Consider the following 18,780-nt stretch of genomic DNA (forward strand, 5'->3'; position numbering starts at 1 on the left):
GGGTTAGCGTGATCAGGTGCTCCTCCGTGCCGCTCTGCTCTCGGTCGTGACCACGCTCGGCCTGCTCGTGCCGGTCGCGGCGCACGCCGACCCGGTGGTCAACGCGACACCGCCCGAGGTGGTGGGGGAGGCCGTGGTGGGCACGGTGGTGACGTCGACGCCGGGCACCTGGGTGCCCGAGGACGTGAGCGCCGCCTACCGGTGGCTGCGCGACGACCGACTCATCCCCGGCGCGGCGGCCCGGAGCTATCGGATCCGTCCCGAGGACCTGCGCCACCGCCTCACGGTGCGGGTGGTCGCCACCGACGCCGACGGGCACTCGGAGGTGGCCACCTCGCAGCCGACGGCTCCGGTGGCCCGGGGCCGCCTGGTCAGCCGCCGCCCGCCGGCTGTCGTCGGCACCCAGCGGTTCACGCGCACGGTCGAGGCATCGCGCGGGCACTGGTCCAGCGAGCCCGGCCGCACGACGTACCAGTGGCTGCGCGGCGGGAGGCCCATCCCCGGTGCCACGGCTCGTCGCTACACCTACGCACCCGAGGACGTCGGGCGTCACGTCCGCGTCCAGGTCACCGTGCGTGCGGTCGGCTACCACCCGGCCGCCGCGCTCTCTCCCCGCACGCGGCCGGTGGGCCACCGCGTCGACGTCCGCCGCACCGTGACCTACCACGTCGAGACGCGGGGCGCGATCACGACGAGCCTGCGGGACTTCCGCCGGCTGGCCCAGGAGACCTACGAAGACCCGCGCGGCTGGCGTGGCAAAGGCGTGCGGTTCCTGCCCGTGGCGCGGGGCGGCTCGTTCACGCTGGTGCTGGCCGAGGCGTCGCGGGTGCCGGCGTTCTCGCCGGTCTGCAGCAGCCAGTGGAGCTGCCGGGTCGGCCGCTACGTCGTCATCAACCAGCTGCGCTGGAAGCACGCGTCGCCCGCGTGGAACCGCGCGCACGGCCCACTACGCGGCTACCGGCACATGGTGGTCAACCACGAGACCGGCCACTGGCTGGGCAAGGGGCACGCCGGCTGCCCGGGCCGAGGCCGACCGGCGCCCGTGATGATGCAGCAGTCGAAGGGCCTCGACGGCTGCCGGTTCAACCCCTGGCCGACGGCCGGCGAGCTGCGCTAGTCCGCCAGGACCCGCAGGCGCTGCCGGACGTTGAACTGGCTGCCGGGCACGGGGCCCAGCCCGAGCAGGTCGGTGACCAGGTTGGGCAGGTCGCCATTGCGGACCGGCTGCCGGCCTACCGGGCGCGGGCGTGTGCGCCGCGGGTTCGCGTACGTCGGGTTCATGGCGTACAGGTCGCCGTGCTGGACGCCGGGGCCCCAGACCACGAAGGGGATCCGGTAGTCGCCCAGCTGGGCGACCTGGAAGTGGCTCGGCCCGAGGCCGCCGTGATCGGCGGTCAGCACGACGACGCCGCCGACCTTCCGCCCGATCGCCCGGAGCAGTCGGCCGAGCAGCGCGTCGGCACGGTCGACGGCACGCAGGTAGGCCGGCGACATGAAGCCGTGGGCATGGCCGGCCTGGTCGGCCAGCCCGAGGTGCACGAAGGTGAAGGCCCGGCGTCGGGCGACCAGGTCCGCGGCGGCCGCCTTCGTCACGGCGAGGTCGTCCTGCTCGCGCACGAAGATCCGGTCCACGCCCGCGGGCCAGGAGCGCTTGAAGAGCCGGAACTTGCCCTTCGTCGAGAACAGCGCGCTCGACCCGCCCGCGCGCCGCACGACGCTGAAGACCGAGTGGACCGGCTCGCCGGCCGCCTTCTGCACCGTGGCGGCTCCGCGCTCGTAGTTCCACCTCACGCCGTGCCCGCCCGCGCGCCGGGCGATCCGGCGCCCGGTGACCATGCTCGTGTGGTTGGGCAGCGTCTTGGTCAGCTCGTACTGCGTGCGCGCGTTGAGGGTCGTGGCGCCCTCGTCGAGCAGGCGCCAGAAGTGCGGTAGCGCCGTGCGGCCCAGCCGGGTCAGGGCGGTGGGGTTCAGCCCGTCGATGGAGACGGCCAGCACCCGCACGCCCGGCGTCACCGCCGCCGTCTCCTCGACCGCCGTACGGGAGGCGCTCGGGTGCGTGGTCGTGGCCGCCGGCACGAGGGCCAGCAGCGGCACGACGAGGAACGAGGCGACGAGTCTCGCCCGAGCGGGCATGATCCGAGCCTAACCGCCGTGACGTGACCTCCGTCGCCAGTTCGTGCGGTGAGCCATCGCAGCACCTACGCTCTGTGTCGTGCCGCCACTCACCGACGTCGACCCGCGCGAGGGTCCCATCGGGATCTTCGACTCGGGCTTCGGCGGGCTCACGGTCGCGCGGTCGGTGATCGACCAGCTGCCGCACGAGTCGATCCGCTACGTCGGCGACACCGCGCGTCAGCCCTACGGCCCCAAGCCCATCGGCGAGGTGCGTGAGTACGCGCTGGAGTGCCTGGACCACCTGGTCGACGAGGGCGTCAAGGCCCTGGTCATCGCCTGCAACTCCGCCAGCGCCGCCATGCTGCGCGATGCCCGCGAGCGCTACAGCGTGCCGGTCGTCGAGGTGATCTACCCGGCCACCCGTCGTGCGGTCGCCGCCACCCGCACCGGCCGGATCGGGGTCATCTGCACCTCGGCCACCGCGGAGTCGATGGCCTACGACGACGCCTTCGCGGCGGCGCCGCACGTCCAGCTCACGACGCAGGCCTGCCCCCGCTTCGTCGACTTCGTCGAGGCCGGGGTGACCGGCGGCGACGAGCTGCTGGCCGTCGCCCACGAGTACCTCGACCCGCTGTCGGCCGCCGGCGTCGACACCTTGATCCTTGGCTGCACCCACTACCCGCTGCTCACCGGCGTCATCTCCTACGTCATGGGCGACGACGTCACGCTCGTGAGCAGCGCCGAGGAGTGCGCCAAGGACGTCTACAAGATGCTGGTCGGCACCGGCCTGATGCGCGAGAGCGGCACGCCGTCGTACTCGTTCGTGACGACCGGCTCCCCGGACGAGTTCGAGACGATCGGCCGTCGCTTCCTCGGCCCGGAGATGGTGGCCGCCAGCCAGTTCGCCGGGGGGCTCGCGTGAAGCTGACCGTCATCGGCTGCTCCGGGTCGTATCCCGGACCCGACTCCGCTGCCTCCTGCTACCTGCTCGAGCAGGAGGCGCTTGGCCGGACCTGGCGCGTCCTGCTCGAGCTCGGCAACGGCGCCCTGGGGCACTTGCACCGCTACGTCGACCCGCTCGGCATCGACGCGGTGCTCGTGAGCCACCTGCACGCCGACCACTGCCTCGACCTGTGTGGCTACTACGTGATGCGCAAGTACCACCCCACCGGTCCGCAACCGCGCATCCCGGTCTTCGGTCCCGACGGCACTGCCGACCGCATGGCCCGCGCCTACGACCTGCCGACCGACCCGGGGATGACCGAGGAGTTCGACTTCCGCGCCTTCACCGAGGAGCCGTTCGAGGTGGGGCCTTTCTCGGTCGTCGCCGTCCCGGTGGAGCACCCGGTGACCGCCTACGGCCTGAGGATCACCGCCGGCGGCGCGACGGTCGGCTACAGCGGGGACACCGGTCCGTGCGAGGGCCTGGACCGGGTCGCCTCGGAGGTGCAGCTGCTGCTCGCCGAGGCCTCCTTCCGCTCGGAGGACGACAACCCGCCCGACCTGCATCTCACCGGCACCGACTGCGGCGCCGCCGCCACCCGCGCCGGCGCCGAGCGCCTCGTCCTCACCCACATCCCGCCGTGGTTCGACAGGCAGACCGCCCTCACCGAGGCCCGCACGTCCTACGCCGGTCCGGTCGAGCTGGCCCGCCCGGGCGCCGTCTACGAGCTCTGACCCTCGTCGAGGGCCCCGGCGTCGTGGACGCAGATCGCGATCTGCACGCGGTTGGTGGTGCCGAGCTTCTCGAACAGCCGGGACACGTGCGCCTTGACCGTGGGGACCGACAGGTGCAGGCAGGTGGCGATCTCGGCGTTGCTGAGACCGCGGCCGACGGCGAGGGCGACGTCGCGCTCGCGGTCGGTGAGCAGGGCGAGCCGCTGTTGGGCCTCCGCGGCGCGGCCGTCGGCGGACTGGGTGCGGACCCGGTCGATCAGGGTGCGGGTGGCCGAGGGCGACAGGATCGGCTCGCCGGCCGCTACCGTGCGGATCGCGTCGAGGATCTGGGCGGGCGGGGTGTCCTTGAGCAGGAACCCGTCGGCCCCGGCGGCGACCGCGCCCAGCACGTGCTCGTCGGCGTCGAAGGTGGTCAGCACGATGACGCGCGGTGGTGACGCGTCGGCGCGCAGTGCCTGGGTGGCGTCGAGCCCGTTGAGGCGCGGCATCCGGATGTCCATCAGGACGACGTCGGGGCACAGCTCACGTGCGAGCGCGACGCCGGCCCGCCCGTCGGCGGCCTCGCCGACGACCTCGACGCCCGCCTGCCCGCCCAGCATCAGGCCCAGGGCCGAGCGGACGAGAGGGTCGTCGTCCACGACGAGGACGCGCACCGGGGGAGTCATGCGGCCCACGGTAGCCAGGCGCGGAGCTCGAAGAAGCCGCGGTCGGTCCGATGCTCCAGCCGACCGCCGCCCAGGGTGGCTCGCTCGGCCAACCCCACCAGCCCGAGCCCCGCGCCCGGGGTGGCTGTCGGCCCGAAGCCGATCGGGTTGCGCAGCGTGATGTCGACGCCCTCGTCCGGACCTCCGGACACGGTGATCGTCAGCCGCGAGCCGGGGGCGTGCTTGCGGGCGTTGGTGATGCCCTCCTGCACGATCCGGTAGAGCGTTCGCCCGACGGCGTCGGGCACCTGCTGCTCACCCGTGACCCGGTCCACGAGCGTCACCGCCAGGCCCTCCGCGCGGCAGTCGGTCACGAGGCCGGGCACGTCGGCGTACGTCGGCTGCGGCGCGCTCAGCGCCGTCCCGGTGTCGTCGCGCAGCACCCCGAGCACGCCGCGCAGGTCGGTGAGGGCCTCGTGGGCCTGGTCGCGGATCACCGCGGCGCTCTCGCGCATCGCGTCGGCGTCCAGGTCCCCGCGGAAGCTCAGGGCGCCGGCGTGCATGGAGATCTGCGAGATCCGGTGGGCGAGCACGTCGTGCATCTCCCGGGCGATTCGGGCGCGCTCGGTGGCGCGGGACTGCGCGACCCGCAGCTCCTGCTCGGCCTCGGCCCGCTCCGCGCGCTGGCGCAGCGTCCAGAGCAGCTCGCGGCGCGAGCCGATGAACATGCCCCAGCCCATGCTGGCCGCGATGGCGAGCACGGCGGCGACCAGGGAGACCCACAGCGGGTCGTTGGTGATGCTCGGCTGGGTCTCGGTGTAGATCACGGACGTCACCAGACCCAGCACGGCGACGAGGGCGACGTGCCACAGCACGCGTCGGGTCGCCAGCGACACGGAGGCGAGGGTGGCCGGTCCTTGGGCGATGCCGGACACGGCGCCCATGACGTTGGTGACCAGCGCGATCGAGAGTGGCCAGCGCCGCCGGAAGAACATCAGCACGTATGCGGCCACGCCGACCGCCACGTCGACGTAGAAGAGGATCGGCACCTGGGTGGCCTGCGTCTCGGCGTAGGCCACCCAGACGGCGGCGCTGAGCGAGAGCGTCACGAGCAGTCGCCAGGTGTGCCCCCACCAGGTCAGCGGCGGCTGATAGGTCTCCGGTGCTGGCCCCTCCACACCGGCAGCGTAGGCGGCACCGCGGGCGACGGCAGGAGGCCGGGGTCGCGCCGCACCCCCTACTTTGGTCATCGCCGGGGCGCCGCGTGGCCGATACCGCCGCGGTCCGGCATGCGGCAGGGTGGGGCTCATGATCTCCGTAGAACATCTCACCAAGAGGTACGGCGCCTTCACCGCCGTCGACGACGTCAGCTTCGTAGCCCAGCCCGGTCGCGTGACCGGCTTCCTCGGGCCCAACGGCGCCGGCAAGACCACCACCATGCGCGTGATGGTCGGCCTGACCCCCGGGACCCAGGGCCGGGTCACCATCGGCGGGCACCGGTACGAGGACATCCCCAACCCCGGCCTGCACGTGGGGGTGCTCCTCGACGCCTCCGCCCAGCACGCCGGGCGCACCGGGCGCGAGATCCTCACCTTGGGCGCCACCACCATGGGCCTGCCCTCCTCGCGCGTCGACGAGATGCTCGCGCTCGTCTCGCTCAGCGACGAGGAGTCGAAGCGGCGGCTGCGCAACTACTCCCTGGGCATGCGCCAGCGCCTCGGCATCGCGCACGCCCTGCTCGGTGACCCGTCGGTGCTGATCCTCGACGAGCCGGCCAACGGCCTGGACCCGGCCGGCATCCGCTGGATGCGCGGCCTGCTGCGCGGCTACGCCGAGCGCGGCGGCACGGTCCTGCTCTCGAGCCACCTGCTGCACGAGGTCGAGCAGATCGCCGACGAGATGATCCTCATCGGCCGCGGCCGGATCGTGGCCCAGGGCGACAAGAAGACGCTGCTCGCCGACGGCGCCGCGGCCTCGACGCTGGTGACGTCGCTCGACAACGACAAGCTGGCGGCCGCCCTCGGCGCCAAGCAGCTGTCGGTGTCGCCGGCCGGCGACGGCCTGAGGGTCGGCGCGGAGGCGGTCGAGGTCGGCCGGACGGCCATGGAGCACGGCATCGTCCTCACCGACCTGCGCTCTGGTGGCGCCGGCCTGGAGGACCTCTTCCTCGAGCTCACCTCCGACACGCAGCGCGAGGGTCACCCCGACGCCGCGACCCAGCTAGGAGCCACCGCATGAGCACCATCGAATCGGGCCGGCCGGCCCCCGCCCCCACGCCCACTCTCGACATCAGCCAGACCGCCCCCGTCCCGTTCAGCCGCCTGGTGCGGGTGGAGTGGCGCAAGATGGTGGACACGCGCAGCGGGTTCTGGCTCATGATCGCCACCGGGATCCTGCTCGTCCTCACGGTCGCCCTCGTCCTGCTGGTGGTCGGCCTCACCGAGGACGACCTCACGATCGGCGCCGACGGCTTCTCCCAGATCCTGACGATCCCGCTCTCGCTGCTGCTCCCGGTCTTTCCGATCCTCGCGGTGACCAGCGAGTGGAGCCAGCGCACCGGTCTCGTGACCTTCGCGCTCGAGCCGCACCGGGTCCGCGTCCTGCTCGCCAAGGTCGGCGCGGTGGTCCTCCTCGCCGTCGCGACGATCGTCGTCGCGCTGGTCCTGGGGGCTGTGGGCAACGTCGTGGCCGCAGCCATGGACGGCAACAGTCCCGAGTGGAACCTGGACCTGGAGATGCTCGCGCTGACGATCCTGAGCCAGCTCCTCTACTTCCTCATGGCCTACGCGTTCGGCACCGTCCTCCTCAGCACCCCCGCGTCGATCGCCGTCTTCTACGTCGTCGCGCTGCTGCTGCCCCTGCTCGTCTACAGCACGCTGTACGCGCTCTTCGACTGGGCGCAGGACCTGATCCCGTGGATCGACATGCAGTACGCGATGGGGCCGTTCCTCGACCCCGGCGACGACGCCACGGCGATGGACGGCCTGAGGCTGCTGGTCACCGTGCTGATCTGGGTGGTCACGCCGCTGATCATCGGCACCCGGCGGGTGCTGGCCTCCGAGCCGAAGTAGCCGCCTCCTCGTCATGCGCCCGGCCCCCACTAGGGTCGGGCGCATGACGTCTCTCCCGCACCCGCCCCGCGTCGACGGCCGCGCCGACGACGAGCTCCGCCCGGTCACGATCACCCGCAACTGGCTCGACCACGCGGCCGGCTCGGTGCTCATCGAGTTCGGCAGGACCAAGGTGCTGTGCGCGGCGTCGGCCTCGACCGGCGTACCGCGCTGGCGCAAGGGGTCGGGCCTGGGCTGGGTCACGGCGGAGTACGCGATGCTCCCGGCGGCGACCAACACCCGCTCGGACCGCGAGTCGGTCAAGGGCCGCATCGGCGGTCGCACCCACGAGATCAGCCGGTTGATCGGCCGCTCGCTGCGCGCCGTGATCGACTACCAGGCGCTCGGGGAGAACACCATCCAGATCGACTGCGACGTGCTGCAGGCCGACGGCGGCACCCGCACCGCCGCGATCACCGGCGCCTACGTCGCGCTCGTCGACGCGTGCGCGCACCTCGGTGTGCCGCAGGCGCTCACCGGCTCGGTGGCCGCCATCAGCGTCGGCATCGTCGACGGGGCCCCGCGCCTGGACCTGCCCTACGTCGAGGACGTCCGCGCCGAGACCGACATGAACGTCGTCATGACCGGCGACGGCAGGTTCGTCGAGGTGCAGGGCACCGCCGAGGGTGCGCCGTTCGACCGGGCCGAGCTCGACGGCCTGCTCGCACTGGCCGAGAAGGGCTGCGCCGACCTGACCCGCATGCAGCTCGACGCGCTGGCATGAGGGGACCGGCATGACCCGGGTGTTCCTGGCCTCGCGCAACGCCAAGAAGCTGGAGGAGATGCAGCGCATCCTCGCCGAGCACCTCGGTGAGGTGGAGGTCGTCGGCCTCGACGACGTGCCGGCCTACGACGAGCCGGTCGAGGACGCGCCGACCTTCACGGGCAACGCGCTGCTCAAGGCGCGGGCCGGCGCCGCGGTGACCGGCCTGCCCACGATCGCCGACGACTCCGGCCTGTGCGTCGACGCGCTCAACGGCATGCCGGGTGTGCTGTCCGCCCGCTGGTCCGGGCCCCCCAAATCCGACGCCCGCAACAACGAGCTCCTGCTGGCCCAGCTCTCCGACGTACCCGACGATCGGCGTGGCGCGCACTTCGTCTGCGCCGTGGCGTTCTGCCACCCGGACGGCCGGGAGCTGGTCGTCGAGGGGCGGATGGACGGGCGGGTCATCCGCGAGACGCGGGGGAGCGGGGGCTTCGGCTACGACGTGCTCTTCGTCGCCGACGACCATCCCGGGCGCACGACCGCCGAGCTCGACCGCGCCGCCAAGGACGCGATCTCCCACCGGGGACGGGCGCTGCGCGAGATCGCCCCTCAGCTGGCGACCCTGCTCGCCTCCCGCTGACCCACCCGGCGGCTGATCAGCACGCCCCACGCGGCCGCCAGGAAGATCATGATGAGCGAGTAGATCGCGCCAGGGATCGCGATCGCGTTCACCTCCAGGATGTTCTCCGCGACGAAGATCGCGAGCGTCCCGTTGTGGACACCGATCTCGAACGACGACGCGATCGCCTGGCCCTCGGTGACGCCGAAGGCGCGCGGGACGACGTACCCGACGACGAGGCTGATCGCGCAGAACACCGCCGCGATGAGACCGACGTCGGCGAAGTAGCCGCCGACGTTGTCCTTCTCGGCGAGCAGGATGCCGAGCACGAGGACGGCGAGGATGACCGCGGAGGCGAGGCGGACGGGCCTGTCCATCGCCGCCGCGAACGACGACCGGCGGGCGCGGGTCAGCATCCCGAGGCTCGTCGGCACCAGGATCAGCGCAAAGACCTTGACCACCTCCTCGAGCGGCATGGAGACCGTCTCGTTCTCGTCGAAGTAGTCGATCGCGAGGTTGGTGATCAGCGGCAGCGTCGCGATGGCGACGATCGAGTTGATCGCGGTCAGCGTGATGTTGAGCGCCACGTCGCCGCGGAAGAGGTGGCTGAACAGGTTCGCGGTCGTGCCGCCGGGTGACGCGGCAAGCAGGAGCATGCCGATGCCCAGGAACGGCGAGAGGTCGAAGAGCACGACGAGCCCGAAGCAGACCGCCGGCAGCAGCACGAGCTGGCAGCCCAGCGCGACGAGGACTGCCTTGGGGTGCTTGCCGACCCGGCGGAAGTCGGAGAGCGTGAGGTCCAGCCCGAGTCCGAACATGACGATGGCGAGGGCGATGGGCAAGCCGATCTCGGTCAGTGCGGAGTCCATGCGCGGACCCTAGCGGGGTGTGGCGCTCGTCACACCGGATCGAGCGGTACGTTCTCGAGATGGGTCGACCCTTTCTCCTCCGCAGGACGTTCGCGCGCGTGGCCCTGAGGGCGGCCCGCTGGAAGACCGTCGGGCAGGTGCCGAGCCGGGGGATCCTGGTCGGCGCCCCGCACACCTCCAACTGGGACTGGGTCCTCACGATGCTGCTCGCCTGGGACAGCAGCGTCCAGATCCGGCTACTCGTCAAGCAGTCGTTCTTCAAGGGCCCGCTCGGCGTCCTCATGCGCGCCACGGGCGCCGTGGCCCTCGATCGGGACAACCCCGGCGCCACCATCCGCGCGCTGCTGGCCGACGCCGCGAGTGACGAGGCGTTCCTGCTCGGGCTCGCCGCCGAGGGCACCCGTGGTCGCGCCGACTACTGGAAGTCCGGCTTCTACCGGATCTCCCGACAGACCGGCATCCCGGTGACCCTCGCGTTCGTCGACGCACCCAGCCGCACGGTGGGCTGGGGCCCGACCTTCGAGCTCAGCGGGGACGTGGTCGCCGACATGGACCGGGTCCGCGCCTTCTATGCCGACAAGACCGGGATCCACCCCGAGCTGGCCACCGAGCCCCGGCTGCGCGAGGAGGGCGTCTAGGTCGTCCAGGTCCAGGTCTCGAGCAGCTCCTCGAAGGCCGCCTGGGCGTCCTTGTCGCCCGCCTGCGTGGACAGGATCACCGAGTAGAGGTCGCCGTCGTGGATGGTGAGGTAGCCGAACTGCTCGATCGGGACGTCGTTCTCGTTGATCCGGGCGATCAGCACCCCGACCGCGGTCTCGCCGTCGATCTCGGTCGTGCCGTTGTCCTCGGGGGTGGCGCCGGTGGCGCCGGCCATGTTCCGCTCCCAGGTCGGGCGGAGCACCTCGGGGTCGGTCTCGCCGCCGGCGAAGCCGGTCTCGACGATGATGTTGGCGCGCGCGGCGTCGAAGGAGTTGCCCCACCCGAGCGCCACGTCGGTCTGGCCCGCGTCGTCGCGGGCGACGACCTCGTCGGTGACGTCGGTCCAGCGCTCGGGCGGCGTGAAGTAGTAGCCGCTGCCCTCGATCGCTCCCGCCGGCACCTCCGTGGGCACCTCGGTGGGCTCGTCGGTGGGCTCGTCGGTGGGCTCGACCGTCTGGTCGGTGGTGGGCTCGCCGGTGCTGCTGGTCTGGTCGTCGGCCGAGTCCTTGCCGTCGTCGTCACCCGAGACCAGCAGTACGGCGGTCAGGACCCCGGCCACGACGACGAGCACCACGGCGCCGATCGCGACGAGCAGACCGGTCCGCTTCGGCTTCACGGGCGGGCCCGCGGGGTAGGAGCCCGGGTAGCCGGCGGGTGCGTACGGCGGCTGGTGCGGCGGCGCGGCCGGCGGCGGCTGCCACGGTGACTGGACGGGTGAGTGGCCCGATGACTGGACCGGTGACGGGACGGGCGGCCCCCACGTCGGCGGTGCCGGCGGCGGGGCGCTGGGCCGCGACTGGCTGGTCGGCCGCTCGAACCGGCGGACATCGGCGTCACCGACCCGGCCCACGGCGTACCCGAGGACCGCACACGCCCACCGCGTCGCGGCGACGTCGGTCGTGCCGCGGTCGCGGGCCAGCACGTCACCGGCCGTCTCGACGGCCCGCGCCGGCTGGGCGCCGCTGTCGATCGTGGAGAGCATCATCCGGAAGGCGCCCAGGCGCACGGCGTCGACGAGCAGGTTGAGCTCACCGGTCGAGGCGGCGTCCTCGTCGAGGTAGTCGTCGAGCACACCGCGGAGCAGGTCCGCGTCCTCGAAGACACCCGGCCCCGACGTGGCGGCGAGCTCGCGGAGGGTCTCGTGGAGCTCCATGGGTACCTTCTCTGTTCGTCTGTGGCTGGCCACCCGTGCCGGAGGGGGGACTTGAACCCCCACGCCCGAAGGCACAGGTACCTAAAACCTGCGTGTCTGCCAGTTCCACCACTCCGGCGGGTGCGCGCACAGTCTAGGAACCGGCAGCGCGGATCCGTCAGTCGAGGGCGAGGTCGCGCCGCAGCTTGGCGACGTGGCCGGTGGCCTTGACGTTGTACTGCGCCTTCTCGACCTTGCCGTCCTCGTCCACCACGAAGGTCGAGCGGATGACACCCTGGACCACCTTGCCGTAGAGCAACTTCTCGCCGAAGGCGCCGTAGGCCGTCATGACCGACTTGTCGGCGTCCGAGAGCAGCCGGATCGTGAGGGCGTCCTTCTCGCGGAACTTCGCGAGCTTCTCGGGCTTGTCCGGCGAGATGCCCAGCACCTCGTAGCCGGCAGCCTCGAGGGACTCGAGGGAGTCGGTGAAGTCGCAGGCCTGCTTGGTGCAGCCCGGCGTCATCGCGGCCGGGTAGAAGTACACGATGACCTTGCGGCCGCGCAGGGCGGACAGCGAGACCTCGGCGCCGGTGTCGTCGGTCAGGGTGAAGTCGGGGGCGGCGTCGCCGGGGGAGAGGCGGGCGGTCTCGGGCACGAAGGGCTCCTTGTTGCGAGGGATGTGCAATAGCGTAAAGTGTCGATGCAGCCAATCTAGCGACTCCATCGACGAGAGACATCGCAATGCATGTGCCCGACGGCTTCCTCGACGCACCGACCTCCGTGGTCACCGGCGTGATCGCTGCGGGCGGGGTCGCGGTGGCGCTCCGCAAGGCTCGCGGGGAGCTTGACGACCGGACCGCCCCGATGGCCGGTCTCGTCGCCGCCTTCATCTTCGCCGGGCAGATGATCAACTTCCCGGTGGGCGCGGGCACGAGCGGTCACCTGCTCGGCGGCGCGCTGGCAGCGGTGCTCGTCGGTCCCTGGACCGGCGCCCTCTGTCTCAGCGTGGTGCTCTTGGTCCAGGCGCTGTTCATGGCCGACGGCGGGGTCACCGCCCTCGGCACCAACATCACGCTCATGGGCCTGGTCGGCTGCTTCGTGGGCTACGCGGTCTTCCGCCTGGTCGCCGCGGTGCTGCCCCGGCGTACGGCGTCGGTCGCACCCGCCGCAGCCATCGGCGCGCTGGTCTCCGTGCCCGCGGCGGCGGCCGTCTTCACCCTGCTCTTCGTGATCGGCGGCACGGCGCCCGTCGACACCGGCGCGGTCCTCGCGGCGATGCTGGGCTGGCACACCGTCATCGGCGTCGGCGAGGCGCTGGTCACCGGGCTGGTCGTCGCCTCCGTGGTCGCCGCTCGCCCCGACCTGGTCCACGGGGCTCGCCATCTGGTGCCTGTCGCGAAGCTCGAGATCCGTAAGACCGTCGCATGAGGACCCGATTCTTCGTCGTCGGGCTGCTCACCGCCCTGCTGCTCGCAAGCGTCGGCAGTTACTACGCCAGCGCCCACCCCGACGGGCTCGAGTACGTCGCCGAGCAGACCGGGTTCATCGACTCCGCCGAGGACCCGAAGACCGGCGACAGCCCGTTCGCGGACTACCAGACGTCCGGGGTGGAGGACGAGCGGCTGAGCGGCGGCCTCGCGGGGGTCGTGGGAGTCCTCCTCGTGCTCGTCATCGCCGGGGGAGTGGCCTACGCCGTACGCCGCCGCACCCCGGCCGACTCGGCGGGCTGACGTGGGCGCCGGTCACGGACACCGGCTGTTCTTCCACGGCCACAGCGCCGTCCACCGGGCGCCCGCCCACGTGAAGGTCCTGGCGCTGGTGGCGTTCATGCTCACCGTCGTCGCGACTCCGCGCGGCTGGTACCCGGTCTTCGCCGGGTATCTCCTCGTCGTCCTCGCCGTCATCCTGCTCTCGCGCGTCCCGCTCCTCTACGTCGTACGACGCATGGTCATCGAGGTGCCGTTCGTGGTCTTCGCGGTGCTGGTGCCCTTCATCGCGACAGGCCCGCGCGTCGAGGTGCTCGGCCTGAGCGTCTCCGAGTCGGGGCTGGTCGCCGCCTGGGGCCTGCTCGCCAAGGGCACCCTCGGCGTCATGGCGTCCCTGACGCTCGCGGCCACGACCGAGCCGACCGACGTGCTCGTGGGACTGCGTCGGCTCCACGTGCCCGACCTGGTCGTGCAGATCATGGGGTTCATGATCCGCTACCTCGACGTCGTCACCGCCGACCTGGGGCGGATGATGGTGTCCATGCGATCTCGCGGGATGGACCCGCGCTCCCCCCGGAGCTGGCCGACGCTCGCCCGCACTCTGGGCGCGCTGTTCATCCGCTCCTACGAGCGCGGCGAGCGGGTCCACCTCGCGATGCTGTCGCGCGGCTACACCGGGCGGCTCCCGTGACCACCCCGGTGCTCGAGGTCAGCGGCCTGGCGTACGCCTACCCCGACGGGCACCAGGCGCTGTTCGGCGTGGACCTGCACGTCCACCGCGGCGAGCGGGTGGCGCTGCTCGGGCCCAACGGTGCCGGCAAGACCACGCTGGTCCTGCACCTCAACGGGATCCTCACCGCGGGCGCCGGCACCGTGGCCGTCAGCGGGGTCCCGGTGGAGAGGGGCAATCTCGCCGAGATCCGCCGCCGCGTCGGCATCGTCTTCCAGGACCCCGACGACCAGCTCTTCATGGGCACGGTGCGCCAGGACGTCGCGTTCGGCCCCGCCAACCTCGGCCTCAAGGGCGCGGCTCTCGAGGCCCGGGTCATGGCCGCGCTGGACATGGTGGGCATGGCCGACTTCGCCGACCGCCCGCCGCACCATCTCTCGTTCGGCCAGCGTCGCCGGGTCGCGGTCGCCACCGTGCTGGCCATGGAGCCGGAGATCCTGGTCCTCGACGAGCCGTCGTCCAACCTCGACCCGGCCTCGCGCCGCGAGCTCGTGGACATCCTGCGCTCGCTCGACGTGACCGTCCTGATGGTCACCCACGACCTGCCCTACGCCCTCGAGCTGTGCCCCCGCGCGGTCATCCTCAGCGACGGCCACGTGGTCGCCGACGACGCCACCTACGACGTGCTCACCGACGACGCGCTGATGCGCGCCCACCGCCTGGAGCTCCCGTTCGGGTTCGACCCCCGGACCATTGATAGCCTTCCGGGGTGAGCACCGACCCGTCTGCCCTCGAGGCCGAGATCGAAGCGACCCGCGAGCGCCTGGCGGGCACGATCGACGAGCTCCTCTACCGAGCCAGTCCCAAGACCATCGCCGGCCGCGAGGTCGCGACGCTCAAGGCCCACTTCGTGGACCCGGCGACCGGCCAGCCCCGCACCGACAACATCCTCAAGGTCGTCGGCGGTGTCGTCGGGGTGGTCGCGCTCTTCGTCGTCATCCGCAAGGTCGCCGGCTGAAGCTGCGGAGCCCTGTCATGCCTGAGAAGCGCGCCATCAAGATGCTGCACGACCGCATCCTGTGTGAGATCGGCGATGACTCGGGGGAGCGCCGCTCCTCCGGCGGCATCGTCATCCCCGCCACCGCCGCCATGGGTGCGCGCCGCCTGGCCTGGTCGCGGGTCGTCGCCGTCGGCCCGCACGCCCGCGCCGTCGAGGCCGGCGACCGCGTCCTGTTCGACCCCGAGGACAAGGCCGAGGTCGAGGTCCACGGCGAGGTCTACGTCGTCATGCGCGAGCGCGACGTCCACGCCGTGGCGGCCGACCGCCTCGCAGACGAGACGACCGGGCTGTACCTGTAGGCCGCGGGCTCGCGCGCGAGGTCAGTCCGAGTTGGGGTCGAGGGTCCGGCTGCGGTCGGGCGCGAAGCCGTGCGCGATTCCCCACAGCACCGCCTGCGACCGGCGGGTGACCTCCATCTTGCGGTAGGCCGTGCGCACGTAGGTCTTCACCGAGTTGATGCTGAGATAGCACCGGTCGGCGATCTCCTGGTTGGAGAGTCCCTGCGTGATGAGCGCGACGACCTCGGCCTCGCGGGCACTGAGACCGTGGGCGACTCCTGGCCACCGGCCGATGGTGTCGACCACGTCGCCGTTGGTGCCGAGGCCGGCGGTCACCGTGTTGCCGGCGTGGACCGCCTCGATGCTCTTGACGAGCTCCTCGGCGGTGAGCGCCTTCGACAGGTAGCCGGCCGCGCCGCGGGCGAGCGCGCGATCGATGAGCTCCGGCTGGACGTTCCACGTGAAGATGACGACCCGGGCGCTGCCACCGGCCACCAGCTGGTCCAGGTCGACGGCGTCACCCTGCGCCTGGCCGAACGTGTCGTAGAGCAGCACGTCCACGTCGCTGACGACCGGCAGGCGCGAGTCCAGCTCCACGACCTCGACCCGGTCACGGTGCGGCGCCAGCGCCGCCGCGACGCCGTGGACCACGATCTCGTAGTCGTTGACGATCGCCAGGCGGATGGGTGAGGACACGGGCGTGAGTTTACGCAGAGTCCACCGCCCGGGTCAGGTTCCGGACGGTTCCTCCAGCAGGGACGCTGCGCTCTCGTAGGACCGCCACAGGTGCTTGTCGAGCAGCTTCGATGCCCGCGCGCCCTGGCGCCGGCTGATGGCCTCCGCGATCTCCTGGTGCTCCTCCAGGGCCTCCTGTGCCCGGACAGGCTGGCGGGCTGACCGCCCCCGCGCCAGCGAGATCCGGGTATGGACGTCGGTCCAGGTGCGGAGCAGCGACTGGTTGTCGGCCAGCGCCACGAGGCTGTGGTGGAAGTCGAGGTCCGGCGAGTAGGGGACCGCGTCGTCCATGGCCGTGCCGGCCTGCGCGACCAGGTTCGCCAGCAGCTGGGGCGTGCGCGTCCCGCGGCCGGCGGCGCAGGAGACGCGCGCGGAGAAGGACTCGAGGGCGCGGCGCAGCTCGTACAACTCGCGGAGCTCCACGGAGTCGACCGCAGTGACGAAGGCACCCTTGTGCCGGACCATCTGCAGGAGGCCCTCGCTCGCCAGCCCCTGGATCGCCTCCCGGAGCGGCCCACGGCTGATGCCCAGCTCCTCGGCGAGAAGCACTTCGTTGATCCGTTCACCGGGCGCGAGGTGGCCCTGCAGGACGAGGTCGCGCAGGGCGCTCTCGGCGACGTCTCGTGCGGTTGTGAGCCGTAGCTGCCCCCCGTGTCCCATGGTCCCGAAGGGTACCCGGGTCTGATTCGGGGTATGTCGATCGTCAATTTCAGCGCTCGCCCGCGCGCTCGCGGGTCCTACGCTGGCGTGGTCCGCGCAGAACGCGTCGGGCGTCCTGGACATTCGGGTCAGGCCGAGTCCCGCTGACGGCGGCCCCACTCACGTGCTCGCCGGTGGACCCCGTCCTCCCACTCCGCGGGTCTTCCCCTCCGTCTGGCCCTCACCCGTTCCGCTGAGTGCGACGAGCAGCGCGGGCCGAAGTGACGCACGGCAATCCTAGCCTCTTACTGTCAGATGTGTAGACAGTTGGCAGAACCTGACCCCACTGTTCCGCGGCAGGGGTCGGATGAGCCCACGTCACACTCCAAAAGGAGGAAGAGTCCTTGGCTCTCCAACGAAGTGCAGATGTCGCGCCAGGCGACGTCGGGCGGCATTCCGTCACCCAGGGCGCAGGCGTCGACGTCCAAGGCCTGACGATCGCCTACTCCAACCAAAAGGGAGACCGAACGGTCGCACTGGCCGACCTGGATCTAACGATTGACCCCGGCAGTTTCGTCGCGATCGTCGGCCCGAGTGGCTGCGGAAAGACGACCCTGTTGAAGGGCGTGGCGGGCTTGGTCCCAGCGACCGCGGGAGCGATCAAGATCGATGGTGAAGGCGTTCTCGGTCCACGGGACGACAGCGGCATCATGCTGCAGTCGCCAACCCTGTTGCCGTGGATGACGGCCTTCAAGAATGCGCTGCTTCCGGTCACCGTGCGAGGCAGAGCGAAGCAGCAGGATCACGACCGCGTCAAAGAGCTTTTCGTCCGCGCGGGCCTGGAGGGCTTCGAGAAGTCGTATCCAAGCGAACTGTCCGGGGGGATGCAGCAGCGCGTGGCGATGTGCCGGGCGCTGCTCACGAACCCTTCTCTGCTGTTGCTTGACGAACCCTTCGGGGCTCTCGACGCGATGACGCGCGAGAAGATGAACCTTGATCTTCACGAACTGTGGCGTGTCGAGTCGCCGACCACTCTTCTGGTGACGCACAGCATCCCAGAGGCGGTATTTCTGTCTCAGCAGGTCGTCGTCATGTCAGCGCGGCCCGGACGCATCGTTGAGATCGTCGAAATCGATCTTCCGCAGCACCGCGACGTGGCCGTCATGGACAGTGTCGAGTTCGCCCGCGCGTGCGCACGAATCCGCGCCCACTTTACGTCCTCAGGGAATCCGCATGTCGATTAGTGAAACCACCGCCACCGAGTCCGATATCAAGGGCGAGACGAAGCTGCCGCCGCCGGGGCGGCGGCGTAGTTTTCCGGTCGGTTCCGTCATCCTGTTCTTGGCAGTCATGGGCACGTGGGAATTCTTGCCTCCTGCTCTCAACGTCAAAGAATTCATCTTCCCGAGATTGAGCTCCGTTCTTGAGGTGTTCACATCGGCCGAGCGTCTCGAACTCATAGCGCGAAACCTTTACGTCACTTTCGCGGAGGCCATGACTGGCTTGGCCCTGGCAATTGTCTTTGGTGTGACCTTGGGCTTCCTCCTGGGCTCCTCTCCCTGGGCGCGGCGGATGTTCTATCCGTATCTCATCGCTATTCAGGGGATCCCGAAGGTAGCGCTGGCTCCTCTCCTCCTCATCTGGCTGGGGTTCGGGTACGAGACCAAAGTCCTCATGGCGGCACTGATCTGCTTCTTCCCCGTGCTCATCAACACCATGAGTGGCGTGGCCGGGGTGAATCCTCAGCAGCTAGAACTGTTTCGCGCGCTGAGAGCATCCCGGACACAATTGTGGTTCCGACTGCTCTTTCCCACCGCCCTTCCGTCGATTTTCGCGGCGGTCGAGCTCGTGGCGGTCTACGCGACGCTTGGCGCGATTGTCGCCGAATTCATCAGTGCCCAGTCGGGAGTCGGGGTGCTGCTGCAATCCATGCAGGCTAACTATGACACCGCCGGCATGTTCGCGGTGTTCATGATTCTCTCCGCCATGGGCGTCACCATCAACCAACTCGTCCGATTCCTCCGTCGGCGAGTCATTTTCTGGGAAAGGTAGATTCATGTCTTCGAATAGACGTTCGCCTCGGTTCGGCTTACGGTTCCGGCTCGGCGCTCTCGCCTCTAT

At 70.9% G+C, this 18,780-nt stretch carries 24 protein-coding genes and 1 tRNA gene; 16 read left to right on the forward strand and 9 right to left on the reverse strand.

The window, feature by feature from the left end; all coding sequences use genetic code 11:
* Positions 1 to 16 precede the first annotated feature (16 nt).
* Complete coding sequence (locus LRP67_RS21815; protein ID WP_231269617.1) at positions 17 to 1,117, forward strand: DUF3152 domain-containing protein; 1,101 nt, start codon at positions 17 to 19, stop codon at positions 1,115 to 1,117.
* Here the strand turns inward: LRP67_RS21815 and LRP67_RS07870 are convergent.
* The gene (locus LRP67_RS07870; protein ID WP_231269618.1) at positions 1,114 to 2,133 is read right to left on the reverse strand and encodes an alkaline phosphatase family protein; all 1,020 of its coding nucleotides are present in this window, start codon (positions 2,131 to 2,133) and stop codon (positions 1,114 to 1,116) included. The two genes, LRP67_RS21815 and LRP67_RS07870, sit on opposite strands and share 4 nt — an antisense overlap.
* 79 nt (positions 2,134 to 2,212) lie before the next feature.
* Between LRP67_RS07870 and murI the strand changes: the two genes are divergently transcribed.
* Entirely contained in the window at positions 2,213 to 3,037 is an 825-nt protein-coding gene (gene murI / locus LRP67_RS07875; protein ID WP_231244765.1) for a glutamate racemase, read from the forward strand.
* The gene (locus LRP67_RS07880; RefSeq protein ID WP_231269619.1) at positions 3,034 to 3,792 is read left to right on the forward strand and encodes an MBL fold metallo-hydrolase; all 759 of its coding nucleotides are present in this window, start codon (positions 3,034 to 3,036) and stop codon (positions 3,790 to 3,792) included. The genes murI and LRP67_RS07880 overlap by 4 nt, the downstream gene beginning before the upstream one ends.
* Here LRP67_RS07880 and LRP67_RS07885 read toward each other — a convergent pair.
* Positions 3,780 to 4,457: a response regulator transcription factor gene (locus LRP67_RS07885; protein WP_231269620.1), complete on the reverse strand. Its 678-nt coding sequence runs from the start codon at positions 4,455 to 4,457 to the stop codon at positions 3,780 to 3,782. The genes LRP67_RS07880 and LRP67_RS07885 overlap by 13 nt on opposite strands.
* Entirely contained in the window at positions 4,454 to 5,614 is a 1,161-nt protein-coding gene (locus tag LRP67_RS07890) for a sensor histidine kinase (RefSeq protein WP_231269621.1), read from the reverse strand. The genes LRP67_RS07885 and LRP67_RS07890 overlap by 4 nt, the downstream gene beginning before the upstream one ends.
* 130 nt (positions 5,615 to 5,744) lie before the next feature.
* On the opposite strand from LRP67_RS07890, the gene LRP67_RS07895 reads away from it, so the two are divergent.
* Genes LRP67_RS07895 through rdgB form a run of 4 tightly spaced genes read left to right on the forward strand, consistent with a single transcriptional unit; the run spans position 5,745 to position 8,892 of the window.
* On the forward strand, positions 5,745 to 6,674 hold the full coding sequence (locus LRP67_RS07895) for an ABC transporter ATP-binding protein (protein ID WP_231269622.1): 930 nt from the start codon (positions 5,745 to 5,747) through the stop codon (positions 6,672 to 6,674).
* Positions 6,671 to 7,507: an ABC transporter permease gene (locus LRP67_RS07900; RefSeq protein WP_231269623.1), complete on the forward strand. Its 837-nt coding sequence runs from the start codon at positions 6,671 to 6,673 to the stop codon at positions 7,505 to 7,507. Before LRP67_RS07895 ends, LRP67_RS07900 begins: the two co-directional genes overlap by 4 nt.
* Before the next feature lie 43 nt (positions 7,508 to 7,550).
* Positions 7,551 to 8,270 carry a ribonuclease PH gene (rph, locus tag LRP67_RS07905; protein ID WP_231269624.1) on the forward strand — a complete coding sequence of 240 codons (720 nt, stop codon included), beginning with the start codon at positions 7,551 to 7,553 and terminating at the stop codon, positions 8,268 to 8,270.
* Positions 8,271 to 8,280: 10 nt separating this feature from the next.
* Positions 8,281 to 8,892, forward strand: a complete 612-nt coding sequence (gene rdgB, locus LRP67_RS07910) for an RdgB/HAM1 family non-canonical purine NTP pyrophosphatase (RefSeq protein WP_231269625.1) — start codon at positions 8,281 to 8,283, stop codon at positions 8,890 to 8,892.
* On the opposite strand, the gene LRP67_RS07915 is transcribed toward rdgB, so the two are convergent.
* Positions 8,862 to 9,740, reverse strand: coding sequence for a bile acid:sodium symporter family protein (locus LRP67_RS07915; RefSeq protein WP_231269626.1), 879 nt, complete (start codon positions 9,738 to 9,740; stop codon positions 8,862 to 8,864). The two genes, rdgB and LRP67_RS07915, sit on opposite strands and share 31 nt — an antisense overlap.
* A 59-nt stretch (positions 9,741 to 9,799) precedes the next feature.
* Between LRP67_RS07915 and LRP67_RS07920 the strand changes: the two genes are divergently transcribed.
* Complete coding sequence (locus LRP67_RS07920) at positions 9,800 to 10,378, forward strand: 1-acyl-sn-glycerol-3-phosphate acyltransferase (protein WP_231269627.1); 579 nt, start codon at positions 9,800 to 9,802, stop codon at positions 10,376 to 10,378.
* Here LRP67_RS07920 and LRP67_RS07925 read toward each other — a convergent pair.
* The 3 genes from LRP67_RS07925 to bcp form a co-directional block, all read right to left on the reverse strand.
* Positions 10,375 to 11,592 carry a PT domain-containing protein gene (locus tag LRP67_RS07925; protein WP_231269628.1) on the reverse strand — a complete coding sequence of 406 codons (1,218 nt, stop codon included), beginning with the start codon at positions 11,590 to 11,592 and terminating at the stop codon, positions 10,375 to 10,377. The two genes, LRP67_RS07920 and LRP67_RS07925, sit on opposite strands and share 4 nt — an antisense overlap.
* Positions 11,593 to 11,628: 36 nt before the next feature.
* Positions 11,629 to 11,710, reverse strand: a tRNA-Leu gene (locus tag LRP67_RS07930).
* A 39-nt stretch (positions 11,711 to 11,749) separates the two neighbouring features.
* Positions 11,750 to 12,226: a thioredoxin-dependent thiol peroxidase gene (gene bcp / locus LRP67_RS07935; protein WP_231269629.1), complete on the reverse strand. Its 477-nt coding sequence runs from the start codon at positions 12,224 to 12,226 to the stop codon at positions 11,750 to 11,752.
* 86 nt (positions 12,227 to 12,312) lie between these two features.
* Here bcp and LRP67_RS07940 point away from each other — a divergent pair, with 86 nt between their 5' ends.
* From LRP67_RS07940 to LRP67_RS07965, 6 genes are read left to right on the forward strand one after another with little or no spacing between them, the layout of a single operon-like run.
* A complete protein-coding gene (locus LRP67_RS07940) occupies positions 12,313 to 12,999 on the forward strand; it encodes an energy-coupling factor ABC transporter permease (protein WP_231269630.1) in 687 nt (228 codons plus the stop codon).
* Positions 12,996 to 13,301, forward strand: coding sequence for a PDGLE domain-containing protein (locus tag LRP67_RS07945; protein WP_231269631.1), 306 nt, complete (start codon positions 12,996 to 12,998; stop codon positions 13,299 to 13,301). The genes LRP67_RS07940 and LRP67_RS07945 overlap by 4 nt, the downstream gene beginning before the upstream one ends.
* A 1-nt stretch (position 13,302) precedes the next feature.
* A complete protein-coding gene (gene cbiQ / locus LRP67_RS07950) occupies positions 13,303 to 13,968 on the forward strand; it encodes a cobalt ECF transporter T component CbiQ (RefSeq protein WP_231269632.1) in 666 nt (221 codons plus the stop codon).
* A complete protein-coding gene (locus LRP67_RS07955; protein ID WP_231269633.1) occupies positions 13,965 to 14,720 on the forward strand; it encodes an energy-coupling factor ABC transporter ATP-binding protein in 756 nt (251 codons plus the stop codon). The genes cbiQ and LRP67_RS07955 overlap by 4 nt, the downstream gene beginning before the upstream one ends.
* Complete coding sequence (locus LRP67_RS07960; protein WP_231269634.1) at positions 14,717 to 14,965, forward strand: DUF3618 domain-containing protein; 249 nt, start codon at positions 14,717 to 14,719, stop codon at positions 14,963 to 14,965. Before LRP67_RS07955 ends, LRP67_RS07960 begins: the two co-directional genes overlap by 4 nt.
* 17 nt (positions 14,966 to 14,982) lie before the next feature.
* The gene (locus LRP67_RS07965; RefSeq protein ID WP_231269635.1) at positions 14,983 to 15,306 is read left to right on the forward strand and encodes a co-chaperone GroES; all 324 of its coding nucleotides are present in this window, start codon (positions 14,983 to 14,985) and stop codon (positions 15,304 to 15,306) included.
* A gap of 21 nt (positions 15,307 to 15,327) precedes the next feature.
* Here the strand turns inward: LRP67_RS07965 and LRP67_RS07970 are convergent, their stop codons facing one another.
* Together LRP67_RS07970 and LRP67_RS07975 are read right to left on the reverse strand one after the other, a co-directional pair.
* Positions 15,328 to 15,981 (reverse strand): response regulator transcription factor, encoded by a 654-nt coding sequence (locus LRP67_RS07970; protein ID WP_231269636.1) that lies wholly within the window; start codon positions 15,979 to 15,981, stop codon positions 15,328 to 15,330.
* Positions 15,982 to 16,014: 33 nt separating this feature from the next.
* Positions 16,015 to 16,680 carry a GntR family transcriptional regulator gene (locus LRP67_RS07975; protein ID WP_231269637.1) on the reverse strand — a complete coding sequence of 222 codons (666 nt, stop codon included), beginning with the start codon at positions 16,678 to 16,680 and terminating at the stop codon, positions 16,015 to 16,017.
* Positions 16,681 to 17,063: 383 nt separating this feature from the next.
* Between LRP67_RS07975 and LRP67_RS07980 the strand changes: the two genes are divergently transcribed.
* Both LRP67_RS07980 and LRP67_RS07985 read left to right on the forward strand, forming a co-directional pair.
* Positions 17,064 to 17,903 carry an ABC transporter ATP-binding protein gene (locus LRP67_RS07980; RefSeq protein WP_231269638.1) on the forward strand — a complete coding sequence of 280 codons (840 nt, stop codon included), beginning with the start codon at positions 17,064 to 17,066 and terminating at the stop codon, positions 17,901 to 17,903.
* Positions 17,893 to 18,711 (forward strand): ABC transporter permease, encoded by an 819-nt coding sequence (locus tag LRP67_RS07985; protein WP_231269639.1) that lies wholly within the window; start codon positions 17,893 to 17,895, stop codon positions 18,709 to 18,711. Before LRP67_RS07980 ends, LRP67_RS07985 begins: the two co-directional genes overlap by 11 nt.
* Positions 18,712 to 18,780: the final 69 nt, after the last annotated feature.

The organism is Nocardioides sp. cx-169 (assembly GCF_021083605.1).
GTDB lineage: Bacteria > Actinomycetota > Actinomycetes > Propionibacteriales > Nocardioidaceae > Nocardioides.